We start from the raw sequence: 25,006 nt of genomic DNA on the forward strand, positions 1-25,006 counted from the left end.
GTCCGCGCCGCCACACTGCGCGGGCCAAGCTGCACTCCTGCCGCGGAAAATGGGCGGTCCCCCCTTCTTTTCAACGTCCCTGCGGCGCCCTGTCGCCGGTTCCGCCGCGCGCCGCGCGCGCTCTGGACAGCGCCGGGGCGGGTGATACGCTCCGCGCAACGCGCAAGAAGGAACCCCAACATGGCTCAAGAAAACGTGTCTTTGGACACCGTCCTCACCAAGATCGACGCCGATCTTCCGGTCGCGATCGACCGGCTGCTCGAGCTTCTGCGAATCCCTTCGATCTCGACCGACCCCGAGTACAAGGCGGCCTGCGACAAGGCCGCCGACTGGCTCGTGGCCGATCTCGCCAGCATCGGCGTCGAGGCCAGCAAGCGCCCCACCCCGGGCCATCCGATGGTGGTGGGCCATGTCGACGGGCCGGGGCCGCACGTGCTTTTCTACGGCCATTATGATGTGCAGCCGGTCGATCCGCTCAACCTGTGGAACCGCGACCCGTTCGACCCGGCGATCGAGGAAACCGCCAAGGGCAAGGTGATCCGCGGTCGCGGCTCGTCGGACGACAAAGGCCAGCTGATGACCTTCATCGAGGCCTGCCGCGCGTGGAAGGCGGTGCATGGCACCCTGCCCTGCAAGATCACCTTCTTCTTCGAGGGCGAGGAAGAGAGCGGCTCGCCGTCGCTGATCCCCTTCATGAAGGAGAACGCCGAAGAGCTGAAAGCCGAGATCGCGCTGATCTGCGACACCGGTCTCTTCCAGTCGAAGACCCCGGCGATCATCACCCGCCTGCGCGGCCTTCTGGGCGAGGAGATGACCATCAAGGCGGCCGACAAGGATCTGCACTCGGGCATGTACGGCGGCGTCGCGATGAACCCGATCCGCGTGCTGACCAAGATCCTCGGCGGGCTCTTCGACGAGAACGGCACGATCCAGGTTCCCGGCATCTATGAAGGCGTGCCCGACCTGCCGGCGGAGATCCTCGAGCAGTGGAAGGCGCTGGAGTTCGACGAGGCGGCCTTCCTCGACGGCGTCGGCCTGTCGAAGCCCGCGGGCGAGAAGGACCACCTGCCGATCGAGATGATCTGGTCGCGCCCGACCGCCGAGATCAACGGCATCTGGGGCGGCTACACCGGCGCGGGCTTCAAGACCGTGCTCCCCGCCGAGGCCTCGGCCAAGATCAGCTTCCGTCTCGTCGGCACGCAGGACCCGGTGGCGATCCGCAGGAACTTCCGCGCCTGGGTCGAGGCGCAGGTACCCTCCGACTGCTCGGTCGTGTGGAAGGACCACAGCTGCTCGCCCGCGTCCGAGATGCACACCACCCACTCCGGTTTCGAGGCCGCCCGCAAGGCGCTCGGCGACGAGTGGGACGAACCGGCGGCCTACGCGGGCTGCGGCGGCTCGATCCCGATCGCCGGCTACTTCCAGAACATCCTCCAGATGGACGCGATGCTGGTGGGCTGGGGCAAGGACGACGACCAGCTGCACTCGCCGAACGAGAAGTACGACCTCGAATCCTTCCACAAGGGGATTCGCAGCTGGGCCCGAATCCTCGACGCCATGGCGAACGCTGCCTGAGATCTGAGCAGTTTTCTGGGCGGGGCGCGGATTTCGCGCCCCGCCAAACCCCAGCATTTACAACAAATTCATATTTGCCTGTCACTGAGGCGACAAAGCCCGGACCCCTTATTTTCTGGGCTTCCCGGCGCACTAATCCGAAGGGATAGGTGGATGGTCCGAACGGATGCCCAACTTCGCCAAGAAGATATCCGACGCACGCCATATTCGCCGCCACATTTCGCCACATTCGATTCCTAGCGTCGATTCCAACGGGAGCTTGAACAGCCCCCTGCGGGCAGAAAGCCGGCGGCATCTGGCAGAAGGAGCTAGGATCATGAGAGCCTACGCAGTCCGGAAAGTGACACACGCAGATTTCGAAGCCCGCGTCCGGCGCATCGATCCGCAGTTCGCCCGGTACGGTGCAAGCGACGCAGGCACCGCCGCACGCACCTCCAAGCGCCCGCTCGTTTCGGGCATCCTCGGCTTCGCCTGGGCCGGCGTCGTGATCGCGATCGCCCGCAACCAGCAGGTCATCGAGACGAGCCTCCTGCAGGGCAACCTGCCCCGTGAATACCACGTCTACGTCTTCGGCACCCTCGCCGCCCTGCTCGCCGTCTCGGGCGTCATGGCGATGATGCACCTGCTGCGCGTCGTCAGCCGCCGCGGCTCGGCACGCGGCAACTCCGCGGGCATCCTCGCCGGCATCAGCGCCGCCGTGATGCTGAGCATGGTTCCCGCCGAGACCTTCGAGGCCGGGCTCGGCCTGCTCGACGCGAACTCCCGCAACCTGATCGCCTCGGCCAGCAACTCGGTGCGCACCACCGGCGGCCTCGACATCAGCGGCACGACCTTCGTCAGCTCGCTCGGAAACTGATCCCCGACCGTCCCGGCACCCCGGGCAGGACGACGACCAGGCCACGCCTTTCCCGATGCGCCCCGGCCCATGGCCCGGATGCGCGCCTCAAGACCCTCAAGACCGCACTCCCGGCCCAAGGGCCAGGCAGAGCGCCTCAGAACAGACCGTAGAACCGTTCCGGCAGCAGGTACTGCCTATCGGGTTCCGAGCGGTCGAACTGCCAGTACCCCGTCTCGCCCCGCGGCTGCCAGCTGCGATGCATGCGAGCGCGCAGCTCGGCAAAATCGAACCCCTGCTCCATCGGCATTTCGGCGAACCCGTCGAAGACCGCCCGATCCTCGCCCCGCGCCTCGGCAAACCAGTGGCGCCCGATCGCGGCCTCCCTCACCCCCACGCCCAGATCCCCCGTCACGCGGTTGCGCCGGTCCGTCGCCGCCACATACTCGCCGAAGTCGCAGAATTTCAGGTGGAAGAGGTAGAGCGGCTCCGGCGTGAAGAGCTTCGACGCCTGGGTGAAATGCCCACCCCGCGCGATCTTCGTGCCCCGCGAGACGACGCAAGGCTTGGCGTAATGCGGCGCCAGCCGCAGGTGGCGGCGCGGTCCGAGAATGGCCTCTCCCAGTTGCTCCGGCTCGAGCTCGGGCCGGTGGATCACCTCGAGCCCCACAGGCGTCAGCACCCGGCGCAGCGGCTGCCTTGCAAGGAAATCGAGCAGGTTGCCCTCGGCCGGGTCGAGCACCACCAGCTCGTCCACGTCGCCGACGATCACGTGCCGGTAGTAGCTGCGCAGCCCGTTCACCTGCCCGTTGAGCAGTCGCCAGCGCTTCATGTCGAAGTTGGGATGCGGATCGCCGGGGATGCCGATGACATTGCAGCCCTCGGCCAGCGCCGCGACCTCGGCCCCGCGGCCGTGATTGATGACGTAGCAGTTCTCGCGCCCGAGCAGGCGGCCATAATGGCGCAGCCAGGCCTTCAGGAAGAAGACATCGTCGCGCACCATGGTGACAGCGGCGGCCACGGTCTGCATCTGCTCACTCCAACTCGTCCGAACCCAGGCTTTGCCGCAACATAGCGCCTTGGCCCGGAAAGAGAATCGCCAATCGCCGGGGCTGCCGCTATCGTGCCGAAAAACCATGAGGCCGCGATGATCTCGCAGCAGTTCAGCAGCATCGGCTGGCAGGTCCACCGGCCCGCCCCCGGCATCACCCGCTACCAGGTGTTCGGCGAGCGCAGCTCGGGCACCAACTTCGTCAAGCGCCTGATCGGGCGCAACACGCCGCTCGTGCCGACCGAGGAGCTGGGCTGGAAACACGGCTTCCCGCAGATGACCGCGATCCCCGGGGACACGCTGATCGTCTGCGTCACCCGCAATGCGACCGACTGGGCGCGCTCGATGCATGCCAAGCCGTGGCACTGCCCGCCCGGGATGCAGCGCCTGCCCTTCGCGGAGTTCCTGCGCGCCGAATGGGCGACGCTCGCCGACCGGCCGCGCTATTTCCCGCAGGTGGCGGCGCTTGGCGGCGCGGGACAGCCTCTGCAGCACGACCGGCATCCGCTGACCGGCCTTCCCTTCGAGGACCTCTTCGCGCTGCGCCGGGCCAAGCTCGCGGGGCTGACGAGTTTCTTCAACCGCGGCTGCGCGCTGCTCTTCTGCCGGCTCGAGGCGGTGCAGGCCGAGCCCGAGGCCTTCCTTGCGATGCTGCGCGACCAGTTCGCCCTGCCCGAGGGCGGCCCGCTGCGCCCGGTGCAGAAGCGCCTCGGCAGCAAGTTCAAGCCCGCCGTGCCCGAGCCGCGCCCCGCGACCCCGGCGGAACTTTCGCTGCAGGACATGGAGTTCCTGCGCGCGCGGCTCGACCTCGGCCTCGAGGCGGCGCTCGGGTACCGCTACTGAGCAGGGCCCCGCCGGCGGCGCGCACGGGATCTGTGCATCCGCGCAAATTGCGCTGCGCCGCGGCATGACCGATCTTCGCCGGAACCGCATTCCGAGCCAGGAGGCCACGATGTCCCTCGCCAATACGAAGACCGCCTATGGTGCCGTCACCCGCAGCCTGCACTGGCTGACCGCGCTCGGCATCCTGATCATGATCCCGCTCGGCTGGATCGCCCATGTCGCGCCCTGGGCCACCGAGGCCGAGCTTGCCACCAAGGCGCAGCTCTTCTCGGTGCACAAGACCATCGGCGTGACGCTGTTCTTCCTCGCGCTGGTCCGCATCCTATGGGCGCTGACGCAGGTGAAGCCCGCGCCGCTGCACCCCGAGCGCCGGGCCGAGAACCTCGCCGCCGAGACGGTGCACTGGCTGCTTTACTCCACGCTGGTGATCGTTCCGCTCTCGGGCTGGGTCGAGCACGCCGCGACCGAGGGGTTTGCGCCGATCCTCTGGCCGTTCGGGCAGGACCTGCCCTTCGTGCCAAACTCGGACCGCGTGGCCGAGACCGCCGCCTCGGTGCACTTCCTGTCGCAGTGGCTGCTGGTCGCCTCGCTGGCGCTGCACGTGGCCGGGGCGCTGAAACACGCGGTGATCGACCGCGACGGCACGCTGGCGCGGATGCTGAAGGGCGCGCCGAGCGGCACGCCCGCCGCCGGGCACCGGGTGTTCCGCCCGCTCGTCCTTGCCATCGCCGCATGGGCCGCGCTGATCGGCGGCGGCGCGGCGGCAGGCCTCTTCACCAGCGAGGAGGCGCCCGAGGTGCCGCAGCTCGAGGCCGCGCAATCCGACTGGCAGGTGACCGAGGGCACGCTTGGCATCAGCCTCGTGCAGATGGGCAAGGAGATCGAGGGCAGCTTCGCCGACTGGACCGCCGAGATCGCCTTCGAGCCGCGCGAGACCCCGGGCAAGGCCGGTGACGTGACCGTGCAGATCGCCATCCCGACGCTGACCCTCGGTTCGGTGAGCAAGCAGGCCATGGGTGCCGATTTCTTCGACGCCGAGGCCTTCCCCACCGCCACCTTCCGCGCCGAGATCCTGCGCGGCGACACGGGCTACGAGGCGCAGGGCACGCTCACCATGAAGGGCGCCGAGGTGCCGGTCACCCTGCCCTTCGAGCTGACCCTCGAGGGGGGCACCGCGACGATGCAGGGCACCACCACGCTCGACCGCCGCGACTACGCCATCGGCGGCGGCATGGCGGACCCGAAACAGCTGAGCTTCGAGGTGAAGGTCAATGTCGCGCTGACCGCGACGCGCAGCTGACGGGGTGGATTGGCGCCCTTGCCCGGCGCCGTCCCCGGCGGGACCGTTCCGCCGTGCGTATTTGGAAAGAGAAGAAGGGCGCGGGGGTTTCTCGCGCCCTTCTGTGTCGTTTCAGCCCATCTGGCTCGACGGGGTGGAGCGCGAGAGCGCCTTTTCCTCCTCGTCCATGTCCTCGACGATGCCCTCGAAGAGCGGCGTCGTCATGTAGCGCTCGCCGGTGTCGGGCAGCATGGCGAGGATGACCGTGCCCGGCGCCGCGCTCTCGGCGACCTTCATCGCCACCGCGAAGGTCGAGCCGCCGGAAACGCCGGTCAGGATGCCTTCCTTCTGCGCCAGTTTCTTCGCCCAGGCGATGCCGTCGGGGCCCGCGACGGGGATCAGCTCGTCATAGGCGCCCGCGTCGAGTCCCTCCTGCAGCACGGCGGGGATGAAGTCAGGGGTCCAGCCCTGGATCGGGTGCGGCTCGAAGGCGCTGTGGCTCTCGGCCGGGGATCCGTCCGGGCCGCGCGCCTGCGCGATGCCGCTGCCGACGAGCTGGGCATTCATCGGCTCCGACAGGACGATCTTCGTCTCGGGGCGCTCCCTGCGCAGCACCCGCGCGACCCCGGTAACCGTGCCGCCGGTGCCGTAGCCGGTGACGAAGTAGTCGAGCCGCTTGCCGGCGAAATCGTTGACGATCTCTCGCCCGGTGGTGGCCTCGTGCACGGCGGCATTGGCCTCGGTCTCGAACTGCCGGGCGAGGAACCAGCCGTTCGCCTCGGCCAGTTCCACCGCCTTTCGGTACATGCCGAAGCCCTTCTCGGCGCGCGGCGTCAGCACAACCTTGGCGCCCAGCATGCGCACCAGCTTGCGCCGCTCGATCGAGAAGCTGTCGGCCATGGTCACCACCAGCGGGTAGCCCCGCGCGGCGCAGACCATGGCAAGCCCGATGCCGGTGTTGCCCGAAGTCGCCTCGACCACGGTCTGGCCGGGCTTCAGCGTGCCGTTCTTCTCGGCGGTCTCGATGATGCTCATCGCCAGCCGGTCCTTGACCGAGGCGGCGGGGTTGAAGAACTCGGCCTTCACGTAGATCTCGACGCCCTCGGGGGCGAGGTGGTTGATGCGCACGGCGGGCGTGTCGCCGACTGTGTCGACGATGCTGTCGTAGAGCCGGCCGCGGCCGCGGGTTTCGGGGGATGATGCTGCGTCCATGGTCTCTCTCTCCCTGAGGTGTTTCCGTCGGGGCATCCTACCCCAATCCGCGCCGTCCTGCTCGGAAACTCGGGTTGCAAGGGTTTCAGTCCTGCCTGCAATTGTTTCGGGCGCCCCTGCCCGGAGGCGCATTTCCCGCCGCCTCCGCGCGCAAGCCATCTGGCCCGGCGCGCGCGCGCGTGCTAACGCGCGGGGCATGACCCAGATCACGCTCCGCCGCCCCGACGACTGGCACCTGCACCTCCGCGATGGCGAGATGCTGGCCGGCATCGCCCCCGAATCCGCCCGCCACTTCGGCCGGGCGATCATCATGCCCAACCTCGTGCCCCCGGTGGTCACCGGTGCGCAGGCCGCCGCCTACCGGACGCGGATCCTCGAGGTGCTTCCCGAGGGCAGCACCTTCACCCCGCTGATGACGCTCTACCTGACCGAGACCACCGATCCTGCGGACGTGGCCGCGGCCTATGACGCCGGCATCATCACCGCGCTGAAGCTCTACCCGGCGGGCGCCACCACCAACTCCGCCTCCGGCGTGCGCGACTTCGACAAGGTGCGCCCGGTGCTCGAGCTGATGGCCGAGAAGGGCATCCCGCTCTGCGTGCACGGCGAGGTGGTGGACGGCGACGTCGACATCTTCGACCGCGAGGCGGTGTTCATCGACCGGGTGCTCGACCCCATTCGCCGCGCCACGCCCGGCCTGCGCGTGGTCATGGAGCACATCACGACGAAGCAGGGTGTGGACTATGCCCGCGCGGGAGGTGACGACCTCGGCGCGACGATCACCACGCATCACCTGGTGATCAACCGCAACCACATCCTCGTCGGCGGCATCAAGCCGCACTACTACTGCCTGCCCGTCGCCAAGCGCGAGGAGCACCGGCTGGCGCTGCGCGAGGCCGCGACCTCGGGCGATGCCAGCTTCTTCCTCGGCACCGACAGCGCACCGCACACCGATCCGGCCAAGGAAAGCGCCTGCGGCTGCGCCGGCTGTTTCACCGCGACCAACACGCTGTCGATCCTCGCCGAGGTCTTCGAGCAGGACGGGGCGCTCGACCGGCTCGAGGACTTCGCCTCGCGCAACGGGCCGGCCTTCTACCGCCTGCCGGTGAGCGAGGAGAGCGTGACGCTGGTGAAGGGCGCGCCCGTCACCTACCCCGCCAAGATCGAGACCGGCGCCGGCCCGGTGACCGTCTTCGATCCCGGCATGCCGCTGCACTGGCGCGTCGCCTGATCCCCGGGACACCGGAGCGGGGGCGCTGCCCCCGCGCCCCCGGAGTATTTGTGGAAAGATGAAAAGGCGGGCGGGGCGCTCTGTGCCCTTCCCGAAGCCGCGCTTTCGCGCTAAGGCGGGCGCGGTTTTTCAAAGGAGCTGCCCCATGATCCCCTCGTCCTATCCCTCGCAAGAAGAAATGGCCCGGCTGACGGCCCGGATGCTCTGGGAAATCGGCGCGGTGCATTTCATGGGCGATGCGCCCTTCAAGCTGGCCTCGGGCCTGCCCTCGCCGGTCTACATCGACTGCCGCACGCCGATCTCGCACCCGCGCATCCGTTCGACGCTGATGGATTTCCTGACCGTCACCGTCATGCGCAACGCCGGCTTCGAGGCCTTCGACAACATCGCCGGCGGCGAGACCGCGGGCATCCCCTTTGCCGCACTGGTGGCCGAGCGCATGGCGCTGCCGATGACCTACGTGCGCAAGAAGCCCAAGGGCTACGGCCGCAACGCCCGCATCGAGGGCAAGATGACCGAGGGCCAGCGCGTGTTGCTGGTCGAGGACCTGACCACCGACGGCGGCTCGAAGCTCAGCTTCGTCGACGCGATCCGCGAGACCGGCGCCACCTGCGCGCATACCGCGGTGATCTTCTACTACGGCATCTTCCCCGAGACCACGAAGACGCTCGGCGATCATGGCGTTCAGCTGCACTACCTCTGCACCTGGCATGACGTGCTGGCCGAGGCCAAGGCGCGCGGCGGCTTCGAGCCCGCGACGCTGGCGGCGGTCGAGGCCTTCCTCGAGGATCCGCGCAAATGGCAGGCGGAAAACGGCGCATAAGCCATTTTCCCCGGGCGGAGGGAAAGCCGCTCCGCCCGGCCAGCTCCACCAAATGTTGCGAAAACCCGTGATGCTGCTACGATATGCTCGAAGCCGGCCGCGGGTTTCGTGGCGCTTTGCGGTTATCCCGAAATAGTCCACAGGGATTTCCAGATTGGTCCGGGCCCCAAGGCGCGCTAAGACGCTTGGACCTGCGGGACTCGGGGGAGCCGGCGGGACGAGAGGGACAGGACAAGACGTCGGCCCACGGCAGGGGCCGCGGCGACAACAGGCCACGGGGACAGGCATGAACGATCACAGCGTATTCAACGCCACCGGCGTGGAGGTCGAGCAGGCCGACACGATGCCGCATTCGATCGAGGCCGAGCAGCAGTTGCTCGGCGCGATCCTGACCAACAACGACGTCTACGACCGGGTCGCGGCCATCCTCGGGCCGCATCACTTCTACGACCCCGTGCACCGCCGCATCTTCGAGATCGCCGCCGCCCGCATCGCCAAGAACAACCTCGCCTCGCCGGTGACGCTGAAGGCGTTCATGGAGGATGACGAGGGGCTGAAAGAGCTCGGGGGCCCCGCCTACCTTGCCCGCCTCGCCGGCGCCGCGGTCTCGAGCTTCGCGGTGCGCGACTACGCGCAGATGATCTACGATCTCGCAGTGCGCCGCGATCTCATCCGGCTCGGCCGCGACATCTCGGACCGCGCCAGCAAGGTCGACGTGAAATCCGAGCCGCGCGAGCAGATCGTCGCCGCCGAGCAGGCGCTCTACAAGCTCGCCGAGCAGGGCCAGACCGAGGGCGGCTTCCAGTCCTTCCTGCGCGCGGTGACCGACGCGGTGAACGTCGCCAACGCCGCCTACCAGCGCGAGGGCGGACTCGCGGGGGTCTCCACCGGCCTCGTAGACATGGACAAGAAACTGGGCGGGCTGCACCCCTCGGACCTTCTGATCCTCGCCGGCCGCCCCTCGATGGGCAAGACCTCGCTGGCCACCAACATCGCCTTCAACATCGCCAAGGCCTACAAGAAGGGCCTGCGCCACGACGGCACCGAGGGCGCGATCGAGGGCGGCGTCGTCGGCTTCTACTCGCTCGAGATGAGCGCAGAGCAGCTCGCCGCGCGTATCCTGTCGGAAGCCGCCGAGGTGCCTTCGGAGCAGATCCGCCGCGGCGACATGACCGAGGCCGAGTTCCGCCGCTTCGTCGATGCCGCGAAGAGCCTCGAGGCCTGCCCGCTCTTCATCGACGACACGCCCGCGATCCCGATCGCCCAGCTCGCCGCTCGCGCGCGGCGGCTGAAGCGGACCCACGGGCTCGACGTGCTGATGGTCGACTACCTGCAGCTGGTGCGCGGCACCGCCGAGAACCGGGTGAACGAGATCGCCGAGATCTCCATGGGCCTCAAGGCCATCGCCAAGGAGCTGAACATCCCGGTGATCGCCCTGTCGCAGCTCTCGCGCCAGGTGGAAAGCCGCGAGGACAAGCGCCCGCAGCTCTCGGACCTGCGGGAATCGGGCTCGATCGAGCAGGACGCCGACGTGGTGATGTTCGTGTTCCGCGAAGAATACTACGTGGAACGCGAAAAGCCCTCGGACGACCGGCTCGACGAGATGGCCGCCTGGCAGGAGCGCATGGAGCGCCTGCACGGCAAGGCCGAGGTGATCATCGGCAAGCAGCGCCACGGCCCGATCGGAACGGTGGAGCTCAGCTTCGAGGGCCGCTTCACCCGCTTCGGCAACCTCGTGCGCCCCTGGCAGAACGGCGAAGGCGACAATTTCTGAGCCTCGCGCGCCCCGCCCCGGGCGCGCGCCTTGCGTGGCCTGCGCGCCCGCCCCGCTTCCAAATGTCGAAAATATCCCACGGGGGTGCGGGGGTGTGAAACCCCCGCTCCTGCCCGCACCGCAGGCCCTCCGGGTCGCGCCCGGGGCGCCGCCGCCCGCGCCCGCGCTTTCCCTCTTGACGCCCCGCGCGCGCGCAGCAATCAACGCGCCATGGCACAGGCACAGCTTACCGTCGATCTCGATGCGATCCGCGCCAACTGGCGCGCCCTCGACGCCCTCTCCGATTGCGAGACCGGCGCCGTGGTCAAGGCGAATTCCTACGGGCTCGGCGCGGACCGCGTCGCCCCGATGCTGGCGCGCGAAGGCGTGCGCCGCTTCTTCACCGCGACCGCCGAGGAAGGCGCCGCGGTCCGCGCGGCCCTGGGCGAGGGCCCCGAGATCAACGTGTTCGGCGGCCACATGGCGGGCGATGCGGCGCTGATCCGTGCGGCGTCGCTGACGCCGATGCTGAACTCGATCGACCAGATGCTGCGCCATGTCGAGGCGCTGCCGGGCCATCCCTTCGGCATCCAGCTCGACACCGGCATGAACCGGCTCGGCATGGAGGCCGAGGAGTGGTCGGCGCTGCGCGAGCTCGCGATGAAGCAGAAGCCGCGGCTGGTCATGTCACACCTTGCCTGCGCCGACGAGCCGAACCACGGCATGAACGCGCACCAGCTGCGCACCTTCCGCGAGATGACCGACGGGCTCGACGCGCCGCGCTCGCTCTCGGCCACGGGCGGCATCCTTTTGGGCCGCGACTACCATTTCGACGTCACCCGCCCCGGCATCGGCCTCTACGGTGCGCTGCCCTTCCGCGACGCGCGCCGCGTGGTGGCGCTGCACATCCCGGTGATCCAGGTCCGCGAGGTCGCCATGGGCGAGTCGGTGGGCTATGCCAACGCCTTCGTCGCCCGCTCGCCGATGAAGGTCGCGACGATCTCGGCCGGCTATGCCGACGGGCTGCACCGCGCGCTCGCGCCCAAGACCTACCTCTGGGCCGGCGAGACCCGCTGCAAGCTGCTCGGCCGCATCTCGATGGACCTCATCACCGTCGACGTCACGGCGGTCGACACGGTGCCCGAGACGCTCGAGCTGCTCGGCCCGCACCAGGGCGTCGACCAGCTGGCGAACCACATCGACAGCATCGGCTACGAGATCCTCACCTCGCTCGGCGGCCGCTACAAGCGGGTCTACCAGGGCGAATGAGCCTCGGGACCTCCCTCGCCGCGCCGCTCGTGAGGGCGATCACGGGGGCGCTGGGAACGCTTGGCCGAGGCGTGATCCGGGGGCTCGCGTCGGCGGGGCGGCTGACGCTCTTCGCGCTCTCGGCGCTGAGCCACATCCTGCGCCCGCCGCTCTACCCGCGCGAATTCGCCACGGCACTCCTGAACATCGGCTGGCTGTCGCTGCCGGTGGTGGGCATGACCGCGATCTTCACCGGCGGCGCGCTGGCGCTGCAGATCTACTCTGGCGGCGCGCGTTTCAACGCCGAGGCGGTGGTGCCGCAGATCGTCGCCATCGGCATGGTGCGCGAGCTGGGCCCGGTGCTCGTCGGGCTGATGATCGCGGCGCGCGTCACCTCCTCGATCGCCGCCGAGATCGCCACGATGAAGGTGACCGAGCAGATCGACGCTTTGGTCACCCTCTCCACCAACCCGATGAAGTACCTCGTCGCGCCGCGCCTGCTGGCGGCGCTTGTCACCGTGCCGCTGCTGGTGGCGGTGGGCGACGTGATCGGCATTGCCGGCGGCTATGCCGTGGCAACGAGTTCGCTGGGCTTCAACCCCGTGGGATACCTGAAGAACACGCTCGACTTCCTCGAGCCGCTCGACGTGATGTCCTCGCTCGCCAAGGGCTGCGCCTTCGGCGGCATCGCGGCGCTGATGGGCTGCTACTACGGCATGCACTCGGGCCGCGGCGCGCAGGGCGTCGGCCGCGCCACCAAGTCCTCGGTCGAGGTCGCGGCGATTCTCATCCTCGCTGCGAACTTCCTGCTCACGGGGGTGTTCTTCTCGGCATGATCACCCTCACCGACCTGCACAAGAGCTTCGACGGCGCGCCGGTCCTGCGCGGCGCGACCCTGCACGTGCCGCGGGGCAGCTCGATGGTGATCATCGGCGGCTCGGGCACCGGCAAGTCGGTGCTGCTGAAATGCATCCTCGGCCTCGTCACCCCCGACAGCGGCCGGATCGAGATCGACGGCCAGGACGCCACGCGCGGCGACCGCGAGGCCTTCCTCGCGCGTTTCGGCATGCTCTTCCAGGGCGCCGCGCTCTTCGACTCGCTGCCGGTCTGGCAGAACGTCGCCTTCCGGCTGCTGCGCGGCCCGCTGAAGCGCCCGCGCCGCGAGGCGCGCGAGATTGCCATCGACAAGCTGCGCCGCGTCGGTCTCGGCCCCGAGGTAGCCGACCGCCTGCCCGCCGAGCTCTCGGGCGGGATGCAGAAGCGCGTCGGCCTTGCCCGCGCCATCGCCGCCGAGCCCGAGATCATCTTCTTCGACGAGCCGACGACCGGGCTCGATCCGATCATGGCGGGCGTGATCAACGACCTGATCCGCGAGATCGTCACCGAGATGGGCGCGACCGCGCTGACCATCACCCATGACATGAGCTCGGTCCGCGCCATCGCCGACCGGGTCGCCATGCTCCACGCCGGCAAGATCCGCTGGGAGGGTCCGGCGCTGGATCTCGACACCGCGCCCGACCCTTACGTGCAGCAGTTCATCCACGGCCATGCCACCGGCCCGATCGAGGCGCTGCGTTGAGCCCGTTCCAGCCCAGCCCCGTCCTGCTTGCGCTGATCGTCCTCAAGAGCTTCGTCTACTTCGAGCTGCTCGCGCTGCTCGCGCTTGGCCGCACGCTCTTCGGCCGCGGGCCGTCACGGCTCGCGGCGCTGGTCTCGCTTGGGCTTGCGTGCCTCGGCAGCTACGCAGGCCTCGCGCCGATGCTTGCGCCGCAGTACGGGCTGACGGGCCCGCCGCTGCTGCCGGCGCTCTCGCGCCTGCTCACCTGGCAGCAGGGCCTCCCGGCGCTGCTCCTCGCCTCCGCCCCGCTCGCGCTCAGCGCCGCGCTGCCCAGCCGCCGCCTGCGCGGCATCGACATGCTGCATGGTCTGCTGATCGCCACCCTGCTCGCCCTCTGGCTCGCCGCGCGCTACAGCTGATCGGTCGCACCGAGCCCTACCCCCATGGCGCCGGTTCCGCCGTCAGCACCCGGCCGAAGACGTTCTCCCGGTGCCAGCGCAGGTTCTCCGGATGCGGCACATTGCGCGGGTCTTCCGGCTTCAGGAGCTTTCCGCCTGGCGACAGCAGGCGCGAGACGACGTCGCCCGGCACCTTGTTGTGAGATACGAGAATGGTCTCGCAGTCATCGGCGACCGAGATGAGCCCACGGTCGAACATCCAGTGCAGCGTCCCCGAAAGCGCGAGCCCGTTGCGCACGGAATCGCTGCCCTGGTTCTCGACGGGCCGGATATGCGCGGCCTGGACCTCGGGCCGGCCACCCCCGTTGCGCAGCATCAACCCGGACATGGCGCAGCGGTAACCATACGCCTCGCGCACCTTCCTGCGGAACGCGACATCCCGGTAAGGGCGCCGGGTCAGCGGCTCGAGCACCGGCCGCTCGAAGATCTGCGCACCTTCCGCGATCTCGTAGCCCGCAGGGCTGTAGCGCGTCGCCTCCATCTGCTCGAGATCCTGCGGCAGGCCAAGGTTCACGATCCGCGCGAAATCCGCCTCCGGCAGCCTGCGCACCGCCAGCTGCACGGCCCCGCCGCGCTTGGCGGAACCGTCCTCCTCGGTCAGCGCGGCTTCTAGGGGGCGGCCTTCGACCAGCCTCGGCACCTCGACATCGAAGGGCAGGAAGCTCTCGGGCTCGATCAAGGCGAGAAAGCGCCCGTCCACCCCCGGTTTCGGAAAGACCTGCGCGATCTTGGCCACCGCAAAATAGCCGCGCGGGCCGGCCTTGGCCGGTTCGTAGTAGACGATCCAGTCGCCGACAGCCTCCTGCATCGCCTTCAGATAAGCGCGCGGGAAATCGTAGACGACATCGGGCTCATCCTCGTAAATCGAGTCAGCCTTGTGCATGAGAACAAGCTTCACCATGCGCCCAGGAACGCATCAACCCGCAGAAAATCAATGTTTTTCTTACGTCACCCCGGTGGAGGGACTTTTGTCTGTGAGGATCCTGGAGCCCAGCCGTCTGGCCCCGACCGGGCGGGAGGTATAAGCCGTGCCCGAGCCCCCCACGCCGATTGCAGGCTGCCCATGCTGAAATACGCCAATCTCGCCCTCTTCCTGCTCTACCCGGTGGCCTGGGTCGCGCCGCTGATGCGGGCGGGGCTGCTGCCGCTGTTCGGGCTTTCGGAAATCAGCGTGATCTCGGGGATCGTCACGCTCTGGCACAGCGACGTCTTCCTCGCGCTGGTGGTGGCGCTTTTTGCGCTGGTGGCGCCGATGGTCAAGATCGGGGGACTGGCGCTGGTGCAATTCGGCCTCGTCTCGCGCCGCGCCCTGCCGGTGATCAACGGGCTCGGCAAGCTGGCCATGGCCGACATCTTCCTCGTCGCGGTTTATGTCACGCTGATCAAGGGCATGGGGGTGGGCAGGATCGAGACCGGCTGGGGCCTCTATCTCTTCACCTTCTGCGTGCTGGCATCCCTTGCCCTCGGCATGGTCGAAAGCCGGAAAAAAGGCGACTGAATTACACAGCTTTCACGCTACAATTGCAATTCTGCCACTGTGATTGTTCAGCCCGCAAACGGGCCGGTCATTAAAGTTAACATTTTTCTCTCCTTTCGGTACACTCGAACTATTCTATTCCGTTACCGTTCATTCTTTGGCTTTTTCTTGGGAGTCCCCCATGGTGTCCCAACTTCGTGACGCAGGTCTGGCCCTGCACTATATCCTTCAGAGACTTGCCTTCCTCGTTGTCGGCGTCATCGGACTGGCGTTGCTGGTCTGGACCGCGGCCGCCGCCGCCGGGCTTGCGCCCTGGCTCGAGATCGACCTGAGCCTTGGCGGGCAACCGATTGAGAACGCGGGTCTTTGGGTGCAGTGCACGTTTGCCGGGATTGCGCTGGTGCTGGTGTCCTTCCTGCCGAACGCGGCGCATGTCATGGCCTTGGAGCGGTCGCACCGCTCTTTCCAGATCGGCATGCGCGACATTGCGAAAGCCTATGCGCTGTCGCACCGCGCCGATCGCGAGGGGGTCTTCAGGCTGGAGTCGGAGTTCGATTCGGTGCGCGAGAGGCTCGCCTACCTGCGGGACCACCCGGACCTTGCCGAGCTCGAACCCTCGGTGCTCGAGGTCGCCGCCCAGATGAGCCACGTCTCGCGCGATCTTGCGCGCACCTATTCCGACCGCAACGTGCAGCGCGCGCAGGATTTCCTGATCGCACGCCAGCAGGAGGTCGAGGATTTCAACATCCGCATCGACAAGGCCAAGGCGGCGGCGGTCGAGATCCGGCGCTGGCACGAACGGCTGGAGCTCGACGAGGCGATCGCCCAGGCCCAGCTCGCCCGGCTGGTGGACGAGCTCGAGGACATCCTGCCCGAGATCCTGCCCGAGGCCACGGTCAGCATGGACGCGCCCGGCTTCGACGTCGTCGAGGAGCCGCGGCCCGACCATATCGTTCCCCTGCCCCGCGCCGCCGAGTGAGCGAGGCACCCTGACCTCGCAGACGGGGGCGCTGCCCCCTCTGCGGCTTCGCCGCAGTCACCCCCGGCGTATTTGGAAAGAGAAGAAGAGCCGCGCTTGCGCGCCGCCGCGCGAGCGGGCAGAAACCGGGCATGGCCAAACCTTCCGCGAATTTCGTCTGTCAGTCCTGCGGCAACGCCACCTCGAAATGGTCGGGGCGGTGCGATGCCTGCGGGGAATGGAACTCCATCACCGAGGAGGTGCCGCTCTCGCAGGGGCCCGGCGGCAAGACGCTGGGCGCGTCGCGCGGGCGCAAGGTGCTGCTCTCGGACCTCGCGACCACCGAGGCCGCGCCGCCGCGCACCGCCTCGCGCCTCGACGAGCTCGACCGGGTTCTGGGCGGCGGGCTGGTGCCCGGCTCGGCGATCCTTGTCGGCGGCGATCCCGGCATCGGCAAGTCGACCCTGCTGCTGCAGGCGGCGGCCGCCTTTTCCCGCGCCGGCCTGAAGGTGATCTACGCCAGCGGCGAGGAGGCGCGCGCGCAGGTGCGCATGCGCGCCCAGCGTCTGGGACTTGCCGATGCGCAGGTGCAGCTCGCCGCCGAGACCAACCTGCGCGACATCCTCACCACGCTCGAGGCCGAGAAGCCGGGGCTGGTGATCGTCGACTCGATCCAGACCATGTGGGTGGACAACGTCGCCAGCGCCCCCGGCTCGGTGGCGCAGGTGCGCGCCGCCGCGCACGAGCTGACCACCTTCGCCAAGCGCCAGGGCACCTCGGTCATCATGGTCGGCCACGTCACCAAGGACGGGCAGATCGCCGGGCCGCGCGTGGTCGAACACATGGTGGATACGGTGCTCTACTTCGAGGGCGAGCGCGGACACCAGTTCCGCATCCTGCGCTCGGTGAAGAACCGCTTCGGACCGGCCGACGAGATCGGCGTCTTCGAGATGACCGGCGCGGGGCTTTCCGAGGTGCTGAACCCCTCGGCGCTGTTCCTGTCGGAGCGCGGCACCCCGGCCCCGGGCTCGGTGGTCTTTTCCGGCATCGAGGGCACGCGGCCGGTGCTGGTCGAGTTCCAGGCGCTCGTCGCCCCCACCCCGCAGTCGCAGCCGAGGCGCTCGGTGGTCGGCTGGGACGGTGGGCGGCTGGCGATGATCCTCGCCGTGCTCGAGGCGCGCTGCGGCATCCCCTTCGCGGGACTCGACGTCTATCTCAACGTCGCCGGCGGCATGAAGATCAACGAGCCGGCGGCGGATCTGGCGGTTGCGGCTGCGCTGCTTTCCGCCCGCGAGGACATCGCGGTGCCCCCGGAAACCGTTGTTTTCGGAGAAATAAGCCTCTCGGGGGCCCTCAGACCGGTCGGCCAGACCGAAAACAGGTTGAAAGAGGCGCAAAAACTTGGTTTTTCCAACGCGATCCTGCCGAGGGGCGGAAAGGTAACGGGCAAGAGCGGTCTCACGCTCAGCCAGATGCCCGACCTCGTCACGCTGGTGGGTGAGGTATTCGACGCCGGCTGAGGCGCGGCACCGGACAAACGGTTCAGACGAGGGGCGCGGAGCGCATGGACGGATTCACTATCATCGACGGGGTCGTCGCGCTCGTCATCGTGCTCTCGGCACTGCTCGCCTATTCGCGCGGGCTGGTGCGCGAGGCGCTCGCGATCATCGGCTGGATCGTCGCGGCGATCCTCGCCTTCGTCTTCGCGCCGCAGGTGCAGCCGCTGGTCAAGGAAATCCCGGTGCTCGGCGATTTCCTCTCGGACAGCTGCGAGCTGTCGATCATCGCCGCCTTTGCCGCGGTCTTCGCGCTGGCGCTGGTCGTCGTGTCGCTCTTCACCCCGGTCTTCTCGAGCCTCGTGCAGCGCTCGGCGCTCGGCGGGCTGGACCAGGGGCTCGGCTTCCTCTTCGGCGTGGCGCGCGGCGTGCTGCTCGTGGCCATCGCCTTCTTCGTCTACGAGACGGTGATCACCGCGCAGGGCATCCCGATGGTCGACGATTCGCGCTCGGCTGCGGTCTTCGCGCAGTTCACCGGCAAGATCGAGGACCAGAACCCTGAGGCGGCGCTCGGCTGGATCACCGCGCAATACGAGCAGCTGGTCGGCACCTGCGAGGCCCCGGGCGCGGGCGACGCCTGATCCCCGGCCCGGCCTGCCGCCGGACCCTGCGAGCCAAGGACACGAGCCGCGCCCCCGGGCGCGGCTTTCGCGTTCCGGCGCCTGCCGCGCGGCAACGCCACGGGGCGCGCGCAATCTTTACGCGCGGTCCGCGCAGACCTTGTCACGCCGCGCTGCGGCGTCCATATGCGAAGCTTCCGTGACACGAGCCCTCCATGCCGGTATGAGGGGGCCGTACCCAGCCCCATGGATTCGGAGCCGCCCTTGTCCGATCGCCAGATGCCCCCCGCCCATCCCTTTGATTTCGACGCGGTCGATGCCGACAAGCTGCACGAGGAGTGCGGCGTCTTCGGTGTCACCGGTGTCACCGACGCGGCGAACTTCGTCGCCCTCGGCCTGCACGCGCTGCAGCACCGGGGACAGGAAGCCGGCGGGATCGTCTCCTACTCGCCCGAGGAAGGGTTCAACTCGGCCCGCCGCTTCGGCTACGTGCGCGACAACTTCACCAGCGCCTCGCTGATGGAAACACTGCCCGGCGCGCTGGCCATCGGTCACGTGCGCTACTCGACCGCCGGCTCCAAGGGGGCCGCGATCCGCGACGTGCAGCCCTTCTTCGGCGAATTCTCGATGGGCGGCGCCGCCATCGCCCACAACGGCAACATCACCAATGCCGAGGCGCTGCGCCGCGAGCTGATCGAGCGCGGCTCGATCTTCCAGAGCTCGTCCGACAGCGAATGCATCATCCACCTGATGGCGCGCTCGCTGCAGCGCGACATCCCGGCCCGCATGGAAGACGCGCTGCGCCGCGTCGAGGGCGCCTTCTCGGTCGTCGCCATGACCCGCACCAAGCTGATCGGCGTGCGCGACCCGCTGGGCGTGCGCCCGCTGGTGCTCGGCAAGCTCGCCGACGGCGGCTACGTGCTCAGCTCCGAGACCTGCGCGCTCGACATCATCGGCGCGGAATTCGTGCGCGAGATCGAGCCCGGCGAGATGGTCGTCATCTCGGGCGGCAAGGTCGAGAGCCGCCGCCCGTTCCGCCCGCAGCCCTCGAAGTTCTGCATCTTCGAGCACGTCTACTTCTCGCGCCCCGATTCGATCATCGGCGGCCGCTCGGTCTACGAGACGCGTCGGCAGATCGGCGTCGAGCTTGCCCGCGAGGCCCCGGTCGAGGCCGACCTCGTCTGCCCGGTGCCCGACAGCGGCACTCCGGCGGCGATCGGCTTCGCGCATGAGAGCGGCATCCCCTACGGCATGGGGATCATCCGCAACCAGTACATGGGCCGCACCTTCATCGAGCCGACCGAGCAGATCCGCAACATGGGCGTGCGCCTCAAGCTCAACGTCAACCGCGCGCTCATCCGTGGCAAGCGGGTGATCCTCGTGGACGACTCGGTGGTTCGCGGCACGACCTCGCGCAAGATCAAGGAGATGATCCTCGACGCGGGCGCCGCCGAGGTGCACTTCCGCATCGCCTCGCCGCCCACCGCCTGGCCCTGCTTCTACGGCGTCGACACGCCCCAGCGCGAGAAGCTGCTGGCCGCGACCATGTCCGAGGACGAGATGCGCGAGCATCTCGGCGTCGACAGCCTCAAGTTCATCTCGCTCGACGGGCTCTACCGCGCCGTGGGTGCGAGCGAGCAGGGCCGCAACAACTCCTGCCCGCAATATTGCGACGCCTGCTTCTCGGGCGAGTACCCGGTCGAGCCGGCGGACATGATCGAGAAGGGCTTCAAGCTCAAGACTGCGGCAGAGTAACGCAGCGCGTGCGCGCCTCCCCGCCGGGGGGCGCGCCACTTTCCGCCGCAGGCGCAGTTCCGTCGCGGCGCCCACGGGGACGTGACCGGACGTCCCCCTTTTTGTGCCCGCACCCCTTCTTTAACTGGCTGCGATCCGCTGCAACCAGACGAAGGAGACACGGCCATGACGAATTCCACCCCCCCGAAGGTCGCGGCCAGCGCCACCACCCAGACCCCCCTGCCGAGCGGCATGGCGCTGCTTGGCGTGCGCGGCTCGGATCGCGATCCGCGCGCCCTCATCCGCCTGCCCGATGGCCGGGTCGTCACCGTCGGTCTTGGCACGCAACTCGGCAACCAGAAGGTCGTGGCCATCGACAAGGACCGCATCGCGCTGTCGAAGGGCTCGTCCTCGCAGTGGATCGAGCTTCCCTGACACGGGGCGATTTCGCCGCATCCCGGCGCATCTTACGCGAATTGACATTCGTCTGCGTCCGGGCGACACGGCTGGCATGAGTGAACAGATCGCCCTTGTCACCGGAGCCTCGCGCGGGCTGGGCTTTGCCCTCGCCGAAGCGCTCGCCCCGGCCTATCACATCGTCGCCGTCGGTCGCACCGTCGGCGGGCTCGAGGATCTCGACGACCGCATCAAGGCCAAGGGCGGGGCGGCGACGCTCGCCCCCATGGACATCACCAAGCCCGAGGCCATGGCGCAGCTCTGCCGCTCGGTCTGGGACCGCTGGGGCGGGATCAAGCTCTGGCTGCACACCGCCGTGCATGCCGCGCCGCTGACCCCCGCGAACCACATGGACCAGAAGGACTGGGCGAAGTCGATCGCGACCAACCTGACCGCGACCGGCGTGCTGATCCCCTATGTGACGCCGCTGCTGGGCGAGCACGGCCGCGCCGTCTTTTTCGAGGACGACCACGCGGGCGAGCGGTTCTACGGCCATTACGGCACGACCAAGGGCGCGCAGATCGCGCTGGCCCGCAGCTGGCAGGCAGAGACCGGCAAGACCGGCCCGCGGGTCGAGATCGTCAGCCCGAAGCCGATGCACACCACCACCCGCGTCGTCTTCCACCCCGGCGAGGACAAGACCGTGCTCGCCTCTCCCTACGCGGAAGCCGCGCGGCTTCTGGGCGAGCTCGGCCTCCTCTGAGACCCGCGATCCGGGCTGGCGGTCACGCCAGCTCGAAGCGCTCCACCCCGGCCGCGGCCAACTCCTCGTCGAGCGTCGGCGAGGTCAGGAACTCCAACACTGCCATCGCCTCGGGCGCGGCCTGCCGTGTGACGAAGACCGACATGTCGATGTGCGTTCCCAGCGCATCGGGAAAGATCGCCGCGGGCTCGACGCCGGGGCTGGCAAGGATGGTCGTCAGCGGCGCCACCGCGAGCTCGATCTCTCCCGCCGCGACCGCGGTCACCGGGGCCCCACCGCCCATCGGGCGGCTCTGCGGCGCCACCTCGGCGACGATGCCGAGCCTGCCGAGCATCCCCAGATAGGTGCGCCCGCTGGTGCCCGCGCCGGTGTAGCCGATGCTGCGCGCCGATTTCAGCATCGCGACGATCTCGTCCTGCCCGCCCAGCACCCCCGCCCCGCTCCCCGCCTTCCGCGCGACGGCAAGCCGCACCCGGCCAAAGGCCCGGTGCGTGGCCGCGTCGACGAGGCCCGCCTCGATCAGCTGGCGCACGTAGGGCGGGTTGGTGAGGCCGATGTCGCCGGGCCGACCCGCGAAGATGCGCTCGGGGATTGCCGGGTTGAGATCGTTGACCACCCGAAGGGGCAGGCCCGCGGCCGCCTCCATCCGGGTTCCGAACGCGGACATCACCGCCTTGATCGCGAGAGGCACAAGAATGACGAGGGCCTGCGGCGGCATGGGCGAAGCCTCTGAAAAACCGGATGACGCCTGACGATAGCACGTTCCGGGGGGAAGCGAAGCCTCTGCCACAGGGACCAATTGTCTCGCTTCCCGGGCGCGGTCCGCTACTTCAGAGTCACACCTGAGGCCAGATCGCATCAGCCGCGCGCCGCCGGGCTCCTGCGCCTTGCCCCACCGCAGGCCATTGCCTATGGAAGTGAGATAACAGGGACCCGATCATGCGCATTCTCATCACCAACGACGACGGCATCAACGCCCCGGGGCTGACGGTGCTGCACGCCATCGCCGAAGAGCTCGCCGGGCCCGATGGCGAGGTCTGGACCGTGGCGCCGGCCTTCGAGCAATCGGGGGTCGCGCATTGCATCAGCTACACCCATCCGATGATGATCGCCGAGATGGGGCCGCGCCGCTGGGCCGCCGAGGGCAGCCCGGCCGACTGCGTGCTTGCCGGCCTGCACGACGTGATGAAGGACTGCCCGCCCGACCTCGTGCTCTCCGGCGTCAACCGCGGCAACAACTCGGCCGAGAACGCGCTCTATTCCGGCACGCTCGGCGGCGCCATGGAAGGCGCGCTTCAGGGGCTGCCGTCGATCGCCCTGTCGCAGTATCTCGGGCCGCGCACCCGCAACCTGAAGAACCCCTTCGAGGCCGCCGCGACCCACGGCGTCGAGGTGGTCCGCCGCATCCTCGCCTCGGGCACCAAGGCGGACGGCGACTACCGGCTGTTCTGGAACGTGAACTTCCCGCCCTGCCCGGCGGACGAGGTGCTGGGCACCCGCGTCGTGCCGCAGGGCCGCCGCGCCGAGACCAACTATTCCGTCGAGCCGCACCTGTCGCCCTCGGGGCGCAAGTTCCTGTGGATCCGCGGCGGCGACCAGCGCCGGCCCGCCCCCGCAGGCACCGACGCCGCGGTCAACCTCGAGAGCTACATCTCGGTGACACCGATGCGCGCGGATCTGACCGCGCATGACGCCCTGGCTCCGCTGCAAGAGGCCTTCGCATGAGTTTCGACGCCGAGCGCAAGATGCAGCTGCTCTTTGCCCTGCGCTCACGTGGGGTCACCGACAGCCTCGTGCTCGAGGCGATGGAGAAGATCGACCGCGGGCTCTTCGTGAAGGGCTACTTCACCGACCGCGCCTACGAGGACATGCCGCTGCCGATCCCCTGCGGGCAGACCATCTCGCAGCCCTCGGTGGTCGGGCTGATGACCCAGGCGCTGAACGTGTCGAACCGCGACAAGGTGCTCGAGGTCGGCACCGGCTCGGGCTACCAGGCCGCGATCCTCAGCCAGCTGGCGCGTCGGGTCTACACCGTGGACCGCCACCGCCGCCTCGTGGTCGAGGCGCGCAAGATCTTCGACGCGCTGGATCTTTCCAATATCACCGCCTTTACCGCCGACGGCAGCTTCGGCCTGCCCGATCAGGCGCCCTTCGATCGCATCCTGGTGACCGCCGCGGCAGAGGACCCGCCCGGGCCGCTCTTGGCCCAGCTGCGGATTGGCGGTATCATGGTGTTGCCCGTGGGGCAGTCCGACACCGTGCAGCACCTCATCCGGGTGACCCGCACGGAGCAGGGCTTCGACTATGACGAGTTGCGCCCCGTGCGCTTCGTGCCGCTTGTGGAAGGTCTGGCCAAGGAGAGCTGACCGCCACCGGCGGCGATTTACATGACGTCCCGGGACAAGGGGCGCAGGCGAGGATCGAGACAGATGCAAGACGCATTCCGCAAATCCGCGACCCGCATTGCCGGGCCCCTGGCCGCGACCGCCCTTCTGGCGGCCTGCTCCGGCCCGCTCGACTATGACATGCGCGGCCGCATGGGCGGCTCGCTCGACACGTCGCAGGCAGCACTCGCCGCCAGCACCGCCGACCGGCCGGTGCCCGACGCGCGCGGGGTGCTGTCCTACCCGACCTACCAGGTGGCCATCGCCCGCGGCGGCGACACCGTGGCGGACGTGGCCAACCGCGTCGGCCTGCCCGCCGGCGAGGTCGCGCGCTACAACGGCATGCAGCCCAACGACCCGCTGCGCCCGGACGAGATCATCGCCCTGCCGTCGCGCGTCGGCGTGGCCGTGCCCTCGGCCAGCGCGCCCGTGGACATCGCCACCCTCGCCGGGAACGCGATCAACAATGCACCGGTGACCGCGCGCCCGTCGGAGGTGACCACCACCACGCTTGCCCCGGCGCAGACCAATTCCGCGGTGCAGACCGGCGGCGTCGAGCCGATCCGCCACAAGGTGCAGCGCGGCGAGACCGCCTTCACCGTCGCGCGGCTCTACGGCGTGACGCCGAAGTCGCTGGCGGACTGGAACGGGCTCGATGCCAACTTCACCCTGCGCGAGGGCCAGTACCTGCTGATCCCCGTGGTCGAGCAGAAGGCCACCCGCGCCGAGAGCGTCACCGTCTCGCCGGGCAGTGGCTCGCCGACGCCGCAGCCGCCCTCCTCGACGCAGCCGCTGCCCAAGGACGAGCCGTCGCGCACGACGCAGACCAACGAGGCCAAGGCAACCGCGGCGGCCTCCAAGCCGGTGGCCGACATCGGCCAGGCGAGCTCTAACGCGCTGATGGTGATGCCGGTGAACGGCTCGATCGTGCGCGAATATTCCAAGGGCAAGAACGAGGGGATCGACATCTCGGCCCCCGCGGGAAGCGCGGTCAAGGCGGCGGCCAGCGGCACGGTCGCGGCGATCACCCGCAACACCGAGAACGTGCAGATCGTCGTCATCCGCCACCCGGACGAGCTTCTGTCGATCTACACCCACCTCGACGGGCTGCAGGTCAAGAAGGGCGACGCGGTGAGCCGCGGCCAGACCATCGGCTCGGTGCGCGCCGCCGACCCGGCCTTCCTGCACTTCGAGGTGCGCAAGGGCTTCGAGAGCGTCGATCCCATGTCCTACCTGCGCTGACCCGCGCAAGGGCCTGAAATTGAAAACCCCGCGCCTGATGGCGCGGGGTTTCCTCTTGTCCGGGGGGCGT

The 25,006-nt window shown here is 68.8% G+C and carries 25 protein-coding genes; 21 read left to right on the forward strand and 4 right to left on the reverse strand.

Going from position 1 to position 25,006, the window contains the following annotated elements; translation table 11 throughout:
• Positions 1-195 precede the first annotated feature (195 nt).
• Positions 196-1,575 carry a M20/M25/M40 family metallo-hydrolase gene (locus PVT71_RS16350; RefSeq protein WP_353475553.1) on the forward strand — a complete coding sequence of 460 codons (1,380 nt, stop codon included), beginning with the start codon at positions 196-198 and terminating at the stop codon, positions 1,573-1,575.
• Between the two features lie 340 nt (positions 1,576-1,915).
• Positions 1,916-2,431 carry a hypothetical protein gene (locus PVT71_RS16355; protein ID WP_353475128.1) on the forward strand — a complete coding sequence of 172 codons (516 nt, stop codon included), beginning with the start codon at positions 1,916-1,918 and terminating at the stop codon, positions 2,429-2,431.
• Positions 2,432-2,567: 136 nt separating this feature from the next.
• On the opposite strand, the gene PVT71_RS16360 is transcribed toward PVT71_RS16355, so the two are convergent.
• Positions 2,568-3,440, reverse strand: a complete 873-nt coding sequence (locus PVT71_RS16360; RefSeq protein WP_353475129.1) for a glycosyltransferase family 2 protein — start codon at positions 3,438-3,440, stop codon at positions 2,568-2,570.
• A 117-nt stretch (positions 3,441-3,557) separates the two neighbouring features.
• On the opposite strand from PVT71_RS16360, the gene PVT71_RS16365 reads away from it, so the two are divergent.
• Both PVT71_RS16365 and PVT71_RS16370 read left to right on the forward strand, forming a co-directional pair.
• Positions 3,558-4,304 (forward strand): hypothetical protein, encoded by a 747-nt coding sequence (locus PVT71_RS16365; protein ID WP_353475130.1) that lies wholly within the window; start codon positions 3,558-3,560, stop codon positions 4,302-4,304.
• A gap of 109 nt (positions 4,305-4,413) precedes the next feature.
• Positions 4,414-5,604: a cytochrome b/b6 domain-containing protein gene (locus PVT71_RS16370; RefSeq protein ID WP_353475131.1), complete on the forward strand. Its 1,191-nt coding sequence runs from the start codon at positions 4,414-4,416 to the stop codon at positions 5,602-5,604.
• A gap of 111 nt (positions 5,605-5,715) precedes the next feature.
• Here the strand turns inward: PVT71_RS16370 and PVT71_RS16375 are convergent, their stop codons facing one another.
• Positions 5,716-6,795 carry a pyridoxal-phosphate dependent enzyme gene (locus PVT71_RS16375; protein ID WP_353475132.1) on the reverse strand — a complete coding sequence of 360 codons (1,080 nt, stop codon included), beginning with the start codon at positions 6,793-6,795 and terminating at the stop codon, positions 5,716-5,718.
• Positions 6,796-6,991: 196 nt separating this feature from the next.
• Here PVT71_RS16375 and pyrC point away from each other — a divergent pair, with 196 nt between their 5' ends.
• The 7 genes from pyrC to PVT71_RS16410 all read left to right on the forward strand — a co-directional run bounded on the left by pyrC (position 6,992) and on the right by PVT71_RS16410 (position 13,827).
• The gene (gene pyrC, locus PVT71_RS16380) at positions 6,992-8,026 is read left to right on the forward strand and encodes a dihydroorotase (RefSeq protein WP_353475133.1); all 1,035 of its coding nucleotides are present in this window, start codon (positions 6,992-6,994) and stop codon (positions 8,024-8,026) included.
• Between the two features lie 145 nt (positions 8,027-8,171).
• The gene (locus tag PVT71_RS16385) at positions 8,172-8,849 is read left to right on the forward strand and encodes an orotate phosphoribosyltransferase (RefSeq protein WP_353475134.1); all 678 of its coding nucleotides are present in this window, start codon (positions 8,172-8,174) and stop codon (positions 8,847-8,849) included.
• 286 nt (positions 8,850-9,135) lie between these two features.
• Positions 9,136-10,623, forward strand: a complete 1,488-nt coding sequence (locus PVT71_RS16390; RefSeq protein WP_353475135.1) for a replicative DNA helicase — start codon at positions 9,136-9,138, stop codon at positions 10,621-10,623.
• 210 nt (positions 10,624-10,833) lie between these two features.
• Positions 10,834-11,871 (forward strand): alanine racemase, encoded by a 1,038-nt coding sequence (gene alr, locus PVT71_RS16395; protein WP_353475136.1) that lies wholly within the window; start codon positions 10,834-10,836, stop codon positions 11,869-11,871.
• A complete protein-coding gene (locus PVT71_RS16400; protein ID WP_353475137.1) occupies positions 11,868-12,686 on the forward strand; it encodes an ABC transporter permease in 819 nt (272 codons plus the stop codon). The genes alr and PVT71_RS16400 overlap by 4 nt, the downstream gene beginning before the upstream one ends.
• On the forward strand, positions 12,683-13,429 hold the full coding sequence (locus tag PVT71_RS16405) for an ATP-binding cassette domain-containing protein (RefSeq protein WP_353475138.1): 747 nt from the start codon (positions 12,683-12,685) through the stop codon (positions 13,427-13,429). Before PVT71_RS16400 ends, PVT71_RS16405 begins: the two co-directional genes overlap by 4 nt.
• Complete coding sequence (locus PVT71_RS16410) at positions 13,426-13,827, forward strand: hypothetical protein (protein WP_353475139.1); 402 nt, start codon at positions 13,426-13,428, stop codon at positions 13,825-13,827. The genes PVT71_RS16405 and PVT71_RS16410 overlap by 4 nt, the downstream gene beginning before the upstream one ends.
• 16 nt (positions 13,828-13,843) lie before the next feature.
• Here the strand turns inward: PVT71_RS16410 and PVT71_RS16415 are convergent, their stop codons facing one another.
• Positions 13,844-14,749, reverse strand: a complete 906-nt coding sequence (locus tag PVT71_RS16415; protein ID WP_353475140.1) for an HNH endonuclease — start codon at positions 14,747-14,749, stop codon at positions 13,844-13,846.
• Between the two features lie 180 nt (positions 14,750-14,929).
• On the opposite strand from PVT71_RS16415, the gene PVT71_RS16420 reads away from it, so the two are divergent.
• The 7 genes from PVT71_RS16420 (at position 14,930) to PVT71_RS16450 (ending at position 21,310) form a co-directional block, all read left to right on the forward strand.
• The gene (locus PVT71_RS16420) at positions 14,930-15,364 is read left to right on the forward strand and encodes a paraquat-inducible protein A (RefSeq protein ID WP_353475141.1); all 435 of its coding nucleotides are present in this window, start codon (positions 14,930-14,932) and stop codon (positions 15,362-15,364) included.
• Between the two features lie 160 nt (positions 15,365-15,524).
• Positions 15,525-16,322, forward strand: coding sequence for a DNA repair protein (locus PVT71_RS16425; protein WP_353475142.1), 798 nt, complete (start codon positions 15,525-15,527; stop codon positions 16,320-16,322).
• A gap of 131 nt (positions 16,323-16,453) precedes the next feature.
• Positions 16,454-17,821 carry a DNA repair protein RadA gene (gene radA, locus PVT71_RS16430; RefSeq protein ID WP_353475143.1) on the forward strand — a complete coding sequence of 456 codons (1,368 nt, stop codon included), beginning with the start codon at positions 16,454-16,456 and terminating at the stop codon, positions 17,819-17,821.
• A 44-nt stretch (positions 17,822-17,865) separates the two neighbouring features.
• Positions 17,866-18,438 carry a CvpA family protein gene (locus PVT71_RS16435; protein ID WP_353475144.1) on the forward strand — a complete coding sequence of 191 codons (573 nt, stop codon included), beginning with the start codon at positions 17,866-17,868 and terminating at the stop codon, positions 18,436-18,438.
• 258 nt (positions 18,439-18,696) lie between these two features.
• The gene (purF, locus tag PVT71_RS16440) at positions 18,697-20,172 is read left to right on the forward strand and encodes an amidophosphoribosyltransferase (protein ID WP_353475554.1); all 1,476 of its coding nucleotides are present in this window, start codon (positions 18,697-18,699) and stop codon (positions 20,170-20,172) included.
• A gap of 165 nt (positions 20,173-20,337) precedes the next feature.
• The gene (locus tag PVT71_RS16445; RefSeq protein WP_353475145.1) at positions 20,338-20,586 is read left to right on the forward strand and encodes an amidophosphoribosyltransferase; all 249 of its coding nucleotides are present in this window, start codon (positions 20,338-20,340) and stop codon (positions 20,584-20,586) included.
• Between the two features lie 76 nt (positions 20,587-20,662).
• The gene (locus PVT71_RS16450) at positions 20,663-21,310 is read left to right on the forward strand and encodes an SDR family oxidoreductase (protein WP_353475146.1); all 648 of its coding nucleotides are present in this window, start codon (positions 20,663-20,665) and stop codon (positions 21,308-21,310) included.
• A gap of 22 nt (positions 21,311-21,332) precedes the next feature.
• On the opposite strand, the gene PVT71_RS16455 is transcribed toward PVT71_RS16450, so the two are convergent.
• Positions 21,333-22,169 carry a substrate-binding domain-containing protein gene (locus tag PVT71_RS16455; protein WP_353475147.1) on the reverse strand — a complete coding sequence of 279 codons (837 nt, stop codon included), beginning with the start codon at positions 22,167-22,169 and terminating at the stop codon, positions 21,333-21,335.
• A gap of 80 nt (positions 22,170-22,249) precedes the next feature.
• Here PVT71_RS16455 and surE point away from each other — a divergent pair, with 80 nt between their 5' ends.
• The 3 genes from surE to PVT71_RS16470 all read left to right on the forward strand — a co-directional run bounded on the left by surE (position 22,250) and on the right by PVT71_RS16470 (position 24,936).
• Entirely contained in the window at positions 22,250-23,035 is a 786-nt protein-coding gene (gene surE, locus PVT71_RS16460) for a 5'/3'-nucleotidase SurE (RefSeq protein ID WP_353475148.1), read from the forward strand.
• Positions 23,032-23,676, forward strand: a complete 645-nt coding sequence (locus PVT71_RS16465) for a protein-L-isoaspartate(D-aspartate) O-methyltransferase (protein WP_353475149.1) — start codon at positions 23,032-23,034, stop codon at positions 23,674-23,676. The genes surE and PVT71_RS16465 overlap by 4 nt, the downstream gene beginning before the upstream one ends.
• A 63-nt stretch (positions 23,677-23,739) precedes the next feature.
• A complete protein-coding gene (locus PVT71_RS16470) occupies positions 23,740-24,936 on the forward strand; it encodes a peptidoglycan DD-metalloendopeptidase family protein (protein WP_353475150.1) in 1,197 nt (398 codons plus the stop codon).
• Positions 24,937-25,006: the final 70 nt, after the last annotated feature.

It is taken from the genome of Salipiger sp. H15, from assembly GCF_040409955.1.
Classification (GTDB): domain Bacteria; phylum Pseudomonadota; class Alphaproteobacteria; order Rhodobacterales; family Rhodobacteraceae; genus Salipiger.